The organism is Bacillus sp. BD59S (assembly GCF_007363175.1).
Taxonomy (GTDB): domain Bacteria; phylum Bacillota; class Bacilli; order Bacillales; family Bacillaceae_G; genus Bacillus_A; species Bacillus_A pacificus.
In genome coordinates this window covers 1,209,262-1,221,708 of sequence record NZ_CP034686.1, presented here as the reverse complement: position 1 = coordinate 1,221,708, position 12,447 = coordinate 1,209,262, and the positions used below count along the sequence as shown (strand labels likewise).

The 12,447-nt window shown below is 36.0% G+C and carries 12 protein-coding genes; 4 read left to right on the top strand and 8 right to left on the bottom strand.

What is annotated here, in order from left to right:
* Nucleotides 1–13: 13 nt before the first annotated feature.
* The 5 genes from EKQ63_RS08220 to EKQ63_RS08200 all read right to left on the bottom strand — a co-directional run bounded on the left by EKQ63_RS08220 (nt 14) and on the right by EKQ63_RS08200 (nt 4,860).
* Complete coding sequence (locus EKQ63_RS08220; protein WP_087951741.1) at nt 14–733, bottom strand: (Fe-S)-binding protein; 720 nt, start codon at nt 731–733, stop codon at nt 14–16.
* A 168-nt stretch (nt 734–901) separates the two neighbouring features.
* Nucleotides 902–1,591 (bottom strand): FadR/GntR family transcriptional regulator, encoded by a 690-nt coding sequence (locus tag EKQ63_RS08215; RefSeq protein WP_254912616.1) that lies wholly within the window; start codon nt 1,589–1,591, stop codon nt 902–904.
* A gap of 226 nt (nt 1,592–1,817) precedes the next feature.
* Nucleotides 1,818–3,218 carry a sensor histidine kinase gene (locus EKQ63_RS08210; RefSeq protein WP_087951740.1) on the bottom strand — a complete coding sequence of 467 codons (1,401 nt, stop codon included), beginning with the start codon at nt 3,216–3,218 and terminating at the stop codon, nt 1,818–1,820.
* Between the two features lie 3 nt (nt 3,219–3,221).
* Nucleotides 3,222–3,893, bottom strand: coding sequence for a response regulator transcription factor (locus EKQ63_RS08205; RefSeq protein ID WP_000049878.1), 672 nt, complete (start codon nt 3,891–3,893; stop codon nt 3,222–3,224).
* Nucleotides 3,886–4,860 (bottom strand): YncE family protein, encoded by a 975-nt coding sequence (locus tag EKQ63_RS08200; protein ID WP_143880950.1) that lies wholly within the window; start codon nt 4,858–4,860, stop codon nt 3,886–3,888. Before EKQ63_RS08200 ends, EKQ63_RS08205 begins: the two co-directional genes overlap by 8 nt.
* Nucleotides 4,861–4,996: 136 nt before the next feature.
* On the opposite strand from EKQ63_RS08200, the gene EKQ63_RS08195 reads away from it, so the two are divergent.
* The 4 genes from EKQ63_RS08195 (at nt 4,997) to EKQ63_RS08180 (ending at nt 10,260) form a co-directional block, all read left to right on the top strand.
* A complete protein-coding gene (locus tag EKQ63_RS08195; protein WP_143880949.1) occupies nt 4,997–6,112 on the top strand; it encodes a CdaR family transcriptional regulator in 1,116 nt (371 codons plus the stop codon).
* A gap of 117 nt (nt 6,113–6,229) precedes the next feature.
* A complete protein-coding gene (glcD, locus tag EKQ63_RS08190) occupies nt 6,230–7,642 on the top strand; it encodes a glycolate oxidase subunit GlcD (protein WP_087951736.1) in 1,413 nt (470 codons plus the stop codon).
* Nucleotides 7,639–8,967, top strand: coding sequence for a (Fe-S)-binding protein (locus EKQ63_RS08185; RefSeq protein WP_087951735.1), 1,329 nt, complete (start codon nt 7,639–7,641; stop codon nt 8,965–8,967). Before glcD ends, EKQ63_RS08185 begins: the two co-directional genes overlap by 4 nt.
* 465 nt (nt 8,968–9,432) lie before the next feature.
* Nucleotides 9,433–10,260 carry a CAP domain-containing protein gene (locus EKQ63_RS08180; protein ID WP_087994482.1) on the top strand — a complete coding sequence of 276 codons (828 nt, stop codon included), beginning with the start codon at nt 9,433–9,435 and terminating at the stop codon, nt 10,258–10,260.
* A 40-nt stretch (nt 10,261–10,300) separates the two neighbouring features.
* On the opposite strand, the gene EKQ63_RS08175 is transcribed toward EKQ63_RS08180, so the two are convergent.
* The 3 genes from EKQ63_RS08175 to EKQ63_RS08165 all read right to left on the bottom strand — a co-directional run bounded on the left by EKQ63_RS08175 (nt 10,301) and on the right by EKQ63_RS08165 (nt 12,436).
* Entirely contained in the window at nt 10,301–10,906 is a 606-nt protein-coding gene (locus tag EKQ63_RS08175) for a DUF1648 domain-containing protein (RefSeq protein ID WP_087951733.1), read from the bottom strand.
* Between the two features lie 91 nt (nt 10,907–10,997).
* Complete coding sequence (locus EKQ63_RS08170; RefSeq protein ID WP_143880948.1) at nt 10,998–11,921, bottom strand: RluA family pseudouridine synthase; 924 nt, start codon at nt 11,919–11,921, stop codon at nt 10,998–11,000.
* Between the two features lie 98 nt (nt 11,922–12,019).
* Entirely contained in the window at nt 12,020–12,436 is a 417-nt protein-coding gene (locus EKQ63_RS08165) for a hypothetical protein (protein ID WP_000490297.1), read from the bottom strand.
* Nucleotides 12,437–12,447 lie beyond the last annotated feature (11 nt).

The following is a 12,447-nucleotide window of genomic DNA, read 5'->3' as shown; positions in this document are numbered from 1 at the left end:
TTATGTTCCCCCTTCATGAGCGACTATTCAGTACCTCAGCAATATGCATTACTTTTATTTCTTTTCCTAAACGCTCAATACGTCCGCCAATGTTTAACAAACACCCACAATCTGCACCGATTAAATAATCAGCACCTGTTTCCATTGCACTATCTACCTTTTCATCTACCATTTGCTCAGAAATTGGAGTCATCTTCACTGAAAACGTTCCCCCAAACCCGCAACAATTTTGCACATTTGGTAACTCTCTCACAGTTAACCCTTTTACATTAGATAATAAAATTCCTGGTGCCTCTGTTACTCCAAGCATACGTGTCATATGACATGATTTATGAATAGTAGCAATCCCTGATAAACTCGCACCAACATCAGTAACCTTTAAAACGTCTACAATGAATTGTGTAAATTCATATGTTTTATCAGCAACTTTTTGTGCACGTTTAGCCCACTTCGGATCATCTTTAAAAACATGCGGATACTCATGAAACATTGTCGCACAAGAACCAGATGGCGTAACGATATATTCTGCATCCTCGAAAGTTTCAATCATATGTTTCATCGCTTCTTTTGCCGCTTCTACATGGCCGCTATTATAAGCAGGCTGACCGCAACAAACTTGTGCTTCTGGAAATTCAATTTCACAACCTAAACGCTCCAACACCTCAACTGTTGCTTTGCCGACATTTGTTTCAAACATATCGACTAAACAAGTAACAAATAAAGTAACTTTCATAATTATTACTCCCCCTTTTTACAACTCTACCAACAAACATATGGTCATCAGATGACTAAGGAGAGAAGAAATAGGCTCAACCATGGCCTATCCTCTCCCTCTTCTAAAGAAAACGCTTACTTAATCTCTCTCTATTTTATCAGAAAATTAGATTTTTAAAAGATTAAATTAAGAATTTATATCGTTTCTACCTGTGACAATATGTTCTACATTTGTTAAATGATCTAGCATTGCTTGCTGCGCTAATTCTACATCTTGCTTTAACACTGCATCATATATAACTTGATGCTCTTCTATAAGTCGTTCTGATGTTGTTTGTTCACCATATAAAATAATGCGTCTTGATTCACCAATCGTTTCAGCAATCATCTCTGAAACATGATTCATAAGTTCAAGCAAAATGTTGTTATGCGAAGACTCTGCAATTCCCATATGGAACTGAAAATCTGCTTTTTCACCAGCTTTTTCATCTCCAACGCTCTTTGCCATTTCATCTAACCAATGCTTCATATTTTGCAAATTATCTTCCGTACGTTTTGCCGCAGCTGCTCGAACTGCCCCCACTTCAAGCACCTTTCGTACTTCTAATAAATTCAAAATATCTTCTTTCTTCATCAGTAATCTATTGTTTAATGATTTTGTTAATGAAGAAGAATCGAAGTTCTTCACATATGTACCTTCTCCTTGTTTCATCTCAATTAAGCCCATTGCTCTTAGCGCACTTAGCGCTTCACGAACAGCAGATCTACCAACTTGAAACTGCTCAGCTAATTGATGTACAGGAAGTAGTTTGTCACCAGGTTTTAACGTACCATTTTTAATCATTGTTAAAATAGCTTCAGATACTTCTTCGTAAATCTTTTTCGGTTTAATAGATTTGTACTCCAGTTAAATCACCTCAGTATCTTCCAAACAACAATTGAAACGATTTATAAGAACTTTGCATCATAACTATTTTAGAACGAATTAATAAGAAGTACAAATGTTTTGTTCATAAATTCGTCAAAATTCCGATATTTATTACATATTAATTTATATCTTACGTATAATTATTGTCTTCCATATAAAGAGCATGCCCTAAAAATTAGAACATGCTCTCCTCATCCTGTACTTTCAATTTAATACTAACCGTCGTACCGTTCCCTTTTTCGCTTTCAATCCGCCACTGTCCATCATGTATATGAACAATTTGTCTTACAATTGCCAGGCCTAAACCTGTTCCACCATGTTGACGACTTCTCGCTTTATCAACTCGGTAAAAACGTTCGCCAAGGTTTTCTAAATGCTCTGTATCAATACCGATTCCCGTATCTTTTATGTTCAATTCACAGTAATCATCTGTCTGTCTGAGCGTTACCATAATATCCCCGTTTTGATTTGTATACCGTATTGCATTATCTAACACGTTATGAAGCACTTGTTGCATACGATCCTCATCAATCATTACAATGATTTCTGGATTTAAATTTGTTGAAATACGAATTTTCTTTTCTATAAACTTAATCTCATACGTATCTAACACATCTTCAATCAGTTGTGAAAAAACGATAGGTTGTTTCTTTAACGGAAAATGTTCACCTTCTAATTGTGCTAAATCTAATAAATCATGAACGAGACGCTGCATACGATCTGCTTCTTTATGAATGAGCTGTGTTACTTTTTCCTGCTGCGCTCCCTTCGCTACACCATCTAAAATAGCCTCGCTATACCCTTTTATATAACTAAGCGGTGTTCTTAGTTCATGCGAAACGTTAGCTAAAAACTCCTTACGCTTTACATCTTCTGTCTCCAAAGAATTTGCCATTTTATTAAATGCTTTTCCTAATCGCCCAATTTCATCTTCAGAAGAAATTGTAATTCGTTCTGAGAAATCTCCTGTAGCCAAATGATTGGCAACTCGCTCCATTTGCGAAAGTGGTTTCGTAATAGCAATAATAATTTTTCTACCAATCCATATTGTCAGTAAAGTTATAGCAAGTGCTAACGGTGCTAAAATAAGACCCATATCATATATTAAGTCTTTTATACTTTTTAAAGGAATATAAGAATATACAATACCAACTAATTTTTTATTTTCTAAAACAGGGATGACAACCCCCATAATATTACGGTCAAAATGTTCCTCGTATCCTATCTTTGTCACAGTTTTTCCATCTAATAATGCTTGCCTGTCCCCTTCACTTATAAGAGAATGATGGTGCACATCAAATGGTAAACATGCGCTTAAATCACGTGGGTTCGATACGAAAAGAACGTCTGAACTAGATATTTGATCAAATGCTCTTACTTTCTCTTCAAAAATTGATATTCCTTCGCGCTTATCATATTGCGCAGCAAGACGCTTCCCTTCCATTACTAATGAATCTTTTAAATTATCAACGTATAGTTTTTCGTACGAGTATAAAGATACAAAATAAAGAAAGGAAACTGTTACAAATACTGCACATACTACTGTCAGCCAAAGCTTCTGTACCATCGTAAACATACGTTACACCTCAAATTTATAGCCTACACCCCAAACAGTTTGAATGTAGTTTCCACTTTCTCCAAGCTTCAAACGCATCGTTTTCACGTGCGTATCTACTGTTCTTGTGCTTCCGGCATAATCATATCCCCATACCTTTTCCAGCAATTGTTCCCGGCTAAATACTTGCCCTGTATGTTGGCAAAGAAAATAGAGTAAATCAAACTCTTTTACTGTAAGAGAAATCGGTTCACCATCAGCCTCAATCTTCCTACTTTTTTCATTAATAAGGATCGGTCCAAACTGAATCTCCTCTTGTTGCTCTTGCTTTGTATAACGTCTTAACACAGCTTCCATACGAGCGATTAATTCACCAGGACTAAATGGTTTTACAATATAATCATCCGCCCCCATACGTAAGCCGTTCACCCTATTCCACTCTTCACCTTTTGCTGTTAAAAATATAATTGGTACATCTGACGTTTTTCTAATTTCTTTGCAAACTGAAAGTCCATCCATCTCTGGCATCATAATATCTAGTACAACGAAATCATAATGGTCCGTTTCTAATTTTTTTAGAGCCTCTTTTCCATTTTCAGCTTCTCCCCACTCGTATCCGAAATTATCTAAGTACATTCCAACAAGTTGCCTCATATCACTTTCATCATCTACAACTAGCACCCTATATTTACTCATTGTCCTTCCCTTCTCTCTCTATGAGTTGAAACGGTCCTTTTCCGACTTTAATTGTTTGTTTTATTTTCAAATTCTTCATATCCATGACGCACACTTCATCACTATCATAGCTTGCTACGTATCCTTCTGCTCCGCTCTTCAAAAATGCAAATGGGTTCGATCCTACTTCTACAGAAGCCACCTCTTTATACGTGCTAACATCAAACTTTCTAAGCGTATTCGAACCGTGACTTAATGCATATACATACTTATTATCCTTCGTAATATTCACAGGCATAAACGGAGCGTGTAAAGAACGTACCATTTCTCCGCTCTGCAAAGAATACACTAATACTTTCTCATTCACCTGATTTCCATCACCATGTCCGCCAATCCATATTTCTTTCCCATCTGGACTAATTGTTGCTCCCGTTGACGCTGGTGGAATCGTAAAGGATTGCATCACTTCTTTTTTCTTTGTATCAATTGTCGTTAGCTTCGTATCATAAAAGTTTAATACAGATAACTGGTTATGGTACTCTACCATCGTTATTGGTCCTTTTCCTGTCGAAACATTCCCTGTCTCTTTTCCATTAATCGTAAAGAACCTTACCTTTTGGGCATTTTGATCAGCAGCAAATAATTGCTTTTTATCTTCTGATACGACTACATTTACAATGCCTTTTCCTGTTTTATATTTTTCCACTTGCCTTCCTTCTGCTAGTGAATATACATACATGTACTCTAACTGCTTACCATATACAAGTATGTCCTCACCATTTGGAAGTAGTGCAATCCCTGCCATTGGTTCGTTAAGTTCCCATGTCGTAATTAACTTTTTAGTATGTTTATCAACAAAACTAATACTACCTTCTTTTATATTCGTTGTTATAATAACACTTTTATCTTTAGCAATCGATGTATAGGAACTTCCTTGACACCCTACTAATAGAAATAAAAAACAGAGAAGAAAAATATACTTTCTCAAAAGATCCCCTCCATCTTCGGATGATTTCGTTATAATTGTAAAATAACAAATAAATGTGTGGAAAGTGTGAAATTTCCCTTTCCTACTTCATTTACATATATAATGTACAACAAATAGAATTTGAGGTGTGCCAATTATGCTTTTTCCTGATTTAGCGAATAAAATTGTACGAGAAGTACGCAGGCTAATTAAAGAAAATATTATTATCATTAATATACAAGGCGTTATTATCGCAAGTACAGATATAGAAAGAATCGGCCAATTTCATGAAGGCGCACTCCGCTGCGCAAAACAAAAGAAAACTGTCATTATTACAAAAGAGGATGAACGACGTTTGCAAGGCGTAAAGGCAGGTATGAATCTCCCTTTACTATTCCATGACGAAGTAATTGGTGTCATTGGAATCACAGGTGAACCTGAAAATATTTCACAATACGGAGAAATATTACGTAAAATGACCGAACTACTCATCCATGAAAACTACTTTTTAGAACAACTAGAACTTGAACACCGTTCTTATGAAGCATTTGTCTTTGATTGGCTTCAAAATACAGACTGGTCTCCAAGCTTTCTCGATCGTGCCAAAACACTTGGTATTGATTTATATAAGAAAAAACAACTTATTTTGTTCTCTATCGATCAAAATGACACGATGCTTCAGCGTAAGATTTGGCAACATGTACGCAATCTATTAACAAAGGAGCATCTATTTGTTCGCTGGGGAAACGATCGATTTATTTTATTTACAGTCACGAACTCCAAAGAGCAAACGTACCAATTTTTAAAACGATTAAAACAAGACTGTGAAACTTTATTTTCTACTCCTTTATATATCGGGATTGGACAGTCCGTTACGCCAAGCAATATGAACTTATCGTACGAACAAGCATTACAAGCTCTTTCCGTATCACTTGAAACGAAACAAATTGTATTTAATGAAGATTTACGTTTAGAAATGTGCTTACAAGATATTTCTGCCGAAACGCGGGAACAGTTTCTAAAGCGCACCATCGAAAACTTACTATCATCTCCTGAGCTTATACACACTTTACGTTTATTTACCGATTATAACCAATCTTATAAACAAACAGCGGAGCAATTACATATACACATTAACACATTGCATTACAGACTTAAAAAAATTGAGGAGTATACAGGACTTGATCCGAAACAATTCAAAGACTTAAACATTTTATACTTCTCGCTCCTCTTATTAGATAATCATACAAAAAAGAATGATAAAACAGATTAATCTTTAGATGATTATACATAGAAAGAATCCCCCGACTTTTTTATCATTATAATGAAAGCACTGTGATAACGTTTTTTATTATGACTAATTACGTTAACAGTTTGAGGGGGATTTCCAATGTTAGAAAAACAAATTATTGATTCATTCGTATCCATTGTTGGCGAAGAGAATGTGGATACATCCAATATGGGGCGTTTAACGTATAGTTATGATGCCACTCCAAACTTCCAAGCAATGCCTGATGCAGTCATTGCTCCTCGTAATACAAATGAAGTAGCTGAAGTGTTAAAAGTATGTAACGCTCACAAAATCCCTGTATATGTTCGTGGTTCTGGAACAAACCTTTGTGCAGGGACATGTCCACTTAAAGGCGGTATTGTTCTTATCTTCCGCCATATGAATAACATTTTAGAAATTGATGAAGAGAATTTAACAATTACTGTACAAGCTGGTGTCATTACACTTGATATTATTAAAGCCGTAGAAGAAAAAGGTTTATTTTATCCACCAGATCCAAGCTCAATGAAAATTTCTACAATTGGCGGTAACATTAATGAAAACTCGGGTGGATTACGTGGATTAAAATATGGCGTAACACGTGATTATGTGATGGGTCTTGAACTTGTCTTACCAAATGGTGATATGATTCGTACTGGTGGTAAATTGGCAAAAGATGTAGCTGGTTACGATTTAACTCGTTTATTTATCGGTTCTGAAGGAACTCTTGGCGTCGTGACTGAAGCGATATTAAAACTTGTTCCTATACCTGAAACGAAGAAAACGATGCTTGCACTATATGAAGATATTAACGAAGCTGCACGTGCTGTTTCTTCTATTATTGCAAATAAAATCATTCCAGCGACACTTGAGTTTTTAGACCAGCCGACAATTGAAGTTGTAGAAGAGTTTGCTCAAATCGGTTTACCAACTGACGTAAAAGCAATTTTATTAATTGAGCAAGATGGTCCGCCTGAAGTTGTCAATCGAGATATTGAAAAAATGGCTAACGTTTGTCGTTCTATGAATGCAGTTGATGTTCGCGTTGCAAAAGATGAAGCAGAAGCAGATGCGCTTCGAACAGCTCGCCGTAGTGCACTATCAGCACTTGCAAGATTAAAACCTACTACAATACTGGAAGATGCAACGGTACCACGTTCACAAATCGCTCCAATGGTTGAAGCGATTAATGCCATTGCAAAAAAATATAATATTCCTATTTGTACGTTTGGGCATGCTGGTGATGGTAACTTACATCCAACTTGTATGACAGATGCTCGTAATGAAGAAGAAATGCACAGAGCTGAACAAGCTTTCGCTGAAATATTTGCGAAAGCAATTGAACTTGGCGGCACGATTACTGGTGAACATGGTGTTGGTGCGATGAAAGCCCCGTATTTAGAAATGAAATTAGGTAAAGAAGGTATTGCTGCTATGCAAGGGATTAAACAAGCCTTCGATCCAAATAACATTATGAATCCAGGAAAGATGTTCGCGAAGGACACTCGTAAAAGAGTGGTGGTTGAGCGATGACAACATTAAATAAAGAAAACATTCAAAAGGAATTTAAAGAACGATTAAGTGAAGATGAACTACTAAACTGTATGCGATGCGGTTTCTGCTTACCAACTTGCCCTACTTACATTCAATCTGGATATAAAGAATCACATTCACCACGAGGACGTATTGCATTAATGAAAGCGGTCGTTGACGGTTTAATTGAGCCAGATGAAGATATTGAAAACACATTAAACGTTTGCCTTGGCTGCCGTGCTTGTGAACCTGTTTGTCCATCTGGTGTGAATTATGGCCATTTATTAGAAGAAGCCCGTGATATTATAAATCAAAACAAAAAATTCTCAGTGCCCGTGAAAGCCGTTCGTAAAGTCGTTTTTGAAGGACTATTCCCGCATCAAAATCGAATGAGAACATTAACCGGACTAATTGGTTTTTATCAGCGTTCTGGTTTACAAACGCTAACACATAAAACAGGGATTATGAAGTTATTCCCTGAAACACTTGCAACAATGGATCTCGTTTTGCCTAAGGTTCCTAAAATGAAAGCAATGAAAGATCGTCCTGAATTTTTACATGCTGAAAGTACAAAAAAGAAACAAGTTGCATTCTTCACAGGTTGTTTAATGGATACAATGTTTTTAGAAACAAATAACGCAACGATGAAACTTCTTCAGTTAGCTGGTTGTGATATCGTTATTCCGAAAACACAAAGTTGTTGCGGGGCATTACATGGGCATGCTGGTGAGAAGAATGGAGCAAAAGAATTAGCAAAGCGCAATATAAAAGCATTCGAAGACTTAAACATCGACTATATTATTACGAATGCTGGTGGTTGCGGAGCTTACCTCGTAGACTACGATTACCTGTTAAAAGATGATCCACAGTGGGCTGAACGTGCAAAGCAGTTTGTTTCTAAAATTAAAGATATTACTGCTATTCTAGTAGAACTAGATTTCCATAAACGTAATGACTTACGACTCACGCCGCAAATTATTACGTATCAAGACTCTTGTCACTTACGCAATGTTATGCGAACATCTTCAGAACCTCGTATGTTACTAGAAGCAATTCAAGGCGCAACATACCGTGAAATGAAAGATGCGGATCGCTGCTGTGGTTCTGCTGGTATTTATAACATTGTTCATTCAGAACTATCCATGGAATTTCTAGATTACAAAATGGACCGTGTGTATGAAACAGAAGCAGCAACCATTGTTACTGCAAATCCAGGTTGTTTATTACAAATGAAATTAGGTATTGAACGAGAAGGTCTTTCTCATAAAATGAGAGGAATTCACATTGTTGATTTATTATTAGAAGCAATTGAAACCAACTCGTAATAACTCGTAACATACGTAATAATAAGAAAACGGCTATCTCCTTCGTCTTTGTAAAGAGATAGCCGCTTTTTTGTCCGCTACAACATTAAAAATATGTTACTTTATTATAAAAAAGAACAACAGAAACATTACAGTTTTGTAAAAATCAATCCAGTATATTCCTCAAAAAAACGCTCAAATCATTGATACAATAGGATTCTTCATTTTCAATATAGGTACATTTATCCAAAAACCCCCTCTTATAACCAAGTATAAAAATGCGGAAAATTCCTTTTATACTCTATGTTTCTCTTATTTTTCCGCCTTTCCCCTCTTAGGATAAATTAGGTAAATTTTAAGTCTATGAATTTTTTTCCATCTTTTTTCTCGCAAAATCTATGCTACGATGAATTTGTCAGTCAGACAGGCTGTCAAAAACAAATCGTGTGAAAACAAATTAAAACTTTACATAGGGGGACACACATCATGAAAAAGCGTGTTTTATTATCTGTAGCTGCTGCAACGGCTCTTACTTTAGGAGTATCTTCTCTAGATGCACAAGCTGCAACAGTACAACCATCTAACATAAAGGTTCAAAATATTCAGCATTCAAAAGTGATGATGAAACAAATGAGCCAACAAGAATTACAAGCATTCTTACAATCTATGGGCGTTGAGTCATTAGCACAATGGCAACAAGGAAACTTCCAACCAAATTGCATTATTCCTGGTCAACAACCTACTGAAAATGTTGTAACTGAGCAACCAACAGCTAAGCCAGAAACTCAAAAGCCTGCTGAGCAAAAGCCAGTTGAGCAAAAACCTGCTGAAGAGGTGCAAAAACCAGAAGCTCAAAAGCCTGCTGAAAACAATAATACGCAAAAACCTGCTGAACAAAAACCTGCTGAGCAAAAGCCTGCTGAAGAAGCAAAATCTTTAAGCGAGTTCGAACAACGTGTTGTTGAATTAACAAACGCTGAGCGTGCAAAACAAGGTTTACCAGCTTTAAAAATCGACACTGAATTAAGCAAAGTAGCACGCATTAAATCTGAAGATATGCAAAAAAATAACTACTTTGATCATAACAGCCCTACATACGGGTCTCCGTTTGACATGATGAAGAAATTTGGTATTTCTTATACATCTGCAGGTGAAAACATCGCTCAAGGCCAACGTACACCTGAAGAAGTAGTACAAGCTTGGATGAACAGTGCTGGACACCGTGCAAACATCTTAAATAATGGCTTCACTCACATCGGTGTTGGCTATGTAGAAAGCGGCAACTACTGGACACAACAATTTATTACGAAGTAAATAGATTAAAAGAGTCTTCTCATAATGAGAAGACTCTTTTTTACGTTTCATAACTTTCTATTATGTATGAGTATAAAGCGTAGAACATAAACAAAATAGAACCACCACTTATTACGCTAAGTAACACATAAAATCCCCATTTCAAGTTCAAAAACAATGAAAATAATATACTACATGCCATCACTTGAAAAATCCGCCTACTCACTAAACGGATCTTTTTTAATTTGATTGAGTCTTTTTCCGTACTCTGAACTTTTTTAAACGCCTTACTAAGCATAAAAAGAAACATACTAATCCCAATTGTTAGTCCTGTTTGAAAGGATATCATGCTTCCAAAATTAATAAAGAGAATGAGCATATGGATAAACAACATAAATAAAGTAATTGTCTTTAGAAATCCACTTATAATGACATGCTCTTCTTCATTAAACTTATATATATTATGTGAAATAATATACATCAATCCATGTAAGAAAATAATAAGACAAGGAATAAGTGCTATAACAACTTGTTTACTCATAAACTCGTTCGGCCGACCATTTACATCCCAATGTACCGCCAAATGTTCTGGTAAATATGGATAGAGACATAGAGTAACTAAAAGACAAGCGAAAAATATTCCTAGTATATATTTATATTTGATCAAGTGATTCTCACCTCTCTTTTCTCTTAACGGCTTCGCTTCTTTTAGAGAAATTCCTGCAAAAATCTACTTTTCTCAACTTTAAACTTCCACTTTACGCATTCATTCTTTGAAATTCTTTCATTGTATCATTTAATTTTGTAGGGAATGGTACATCAACTTCAATCTCTTCTTTCGTAATTGGATGTAAGAAGTTTATCTTCATCGCATGTAACACCTGCCTAGACATATATTTTGTTCCTCCACCATATAAAACATCCCCAATTAACGGATTACCATTATAGCTCATATGAACACGGATTTGATGGGTTCTACCAGTTTCTAATTGTAACGTTACGAGCGTAACATTTTGTTTTTTAAAATACTTCTCTACTTTATAATATGTGATTGCTTGATCTCCCTTTGGAGAAACACGTCGTCTCGTCGCATGATGGCGATCTCTTCCGATAGCCGCGTCAATTGTTCCTTGCTTCTTTTTCACTTTCCCTTCTACAAGAGCCACATACGTTCTTTTAATTTTTCGTTCCATTAATAAACGATCCATAATTGCACCAGCAATTCTATGTTTGGCAAACACGACACCACCTGTCGTATCTTTATCTAACCGATGAATATGACGAACCTTCGTCTCTAAACCTTGCATTTGAAAATGGAAGGCGACAAGATTTGCAAGTGTTCCCATCCCGCCTTTTTCAGCAGGGTGCGTATCCATCTTCTCAGGCTTATTTACGATGAGTACATGATCGTCTTCATATACTACATCTAATTCACCATATTCAGGCTCTACACCGTATTCTTCCTCCATAAACATATGGACTTGTAACTTTTCGTCCTCTTTTAAAAGCTCATTCCATCTTCTCTGTTCTCCGTTAACAGTAACACCTTTTTCCATACGAAGCTGATGTAACAACTTTTTCGGTATTTCCCATTCTATTTTTAATAACGACTCAATGCTTATACCATTCCATTTCGCTGGCACAGTAATTTCGCACCATTCGCCCTTCTTTTTCGTTTCCATACTGTATCACCTTATTTCTATTGATTCTCTCATTGTAACGGAAAATACACTTTGATGCACCGTCAAAAATAGAGGACAGTCTTATAATAGACTGCCCCTCATGCTCTACGCCTTCTCATTTCCTGCAACACTTCTTCCGCTTTTTGTTCATACGATAAATCTTTAAAGAAATCCGCCAATCTTTTATAATCATTATACGTATCTAATAAGTCATCCATCTTTTCTACTTTCATCACTTGTTGTTTTTGCTTCATTTTTACCGGATAACGATAGCCTGATACTTCTTGTATTTTGTAATACTCATCCTCTACTTGAATGACCTTTACAAGTTCCTCTTCTTCCGCATCCATCGTATACCCATCAAAATCTCTAAGCAATTCATAAATGATATGAGTCCATTCATCTTTTGGATAAAACCCTTTTTCTAACCGATAACCGACAATGCGATACATATGCCCATCATTTTCTGCAAACTGTACTGTATCATTTAGCTTAAACTTAAAATAACGAAACATTGCCTTCACCT

Excerpts from the sequence above, each read along its gene's own strand:
- EKQ63_RS08220 (WP_087951741.1), bottom strand. The coding sequence starts at position 733 with ATGAAAGTTACTTTATTTGTTACTTGTTTAGTCGATATGTTTGAAACA.
- EKQ63_RS08210 (WP_087951740.1), bottom strand. The coding sequence starts at position 3,218 with ATGTTTACGATGGTACAGAAGCTTTGGCTGACAGTAGTATGTGCAGTA.
- EKQ63_RS08205 (WP_000049878.1), bottom strand. The coding sequence starts at position 3,893 with ATGAGTAAATATAGGGTGCTAGTTGTAGATGATGAAAGTGATATGAGG.
- EKQ63_RS08195 (WP_143880949.1), top strand. The coding sequence starts at position 4,997 with ATGCTTTTTCCTGATTTAGCGAATAAAATTGTACGAGAAGTACGCAGG.
- glcD (WP_087951736.1), top strand. The coding sequence starts at position 6,230 with ATGTTAGAAAAACAAATTATTGATTCATTCGTATCCATTGTTGGCGAA.
- EKQ63_RS08185 (WP_087951735.1), top strand. The coding sequence starts at position 7,639 with ATGACAACATTAAATAAAGAAAACATTCAAAAGGAATTTAAAGAACGA.
- EKQ63_RS08180 (WP_087994482.1), top strand. The coding sequence starts at position 9,433 with ATGAAAAAGCGTGTTTTATTATCTGTAGCTGCTGCAACGGCTCTTACT.
- EKQ63_RS08170 (WP_143880948.1), bottom strand. The coding sequence starts at position 11,921 with ATGGAAACGAAAAAGAAGGGCGAATGGTGCGAAATTACTGTGCCAGCG.
- EKQ63_RS08165 (WP_000490297.1), bottom strand. The coding sequence starts at position 12,436 with ATGTTTCGTTATTTTAAGTTTAAGCTAAATGATACAGTACAGTTTGCA.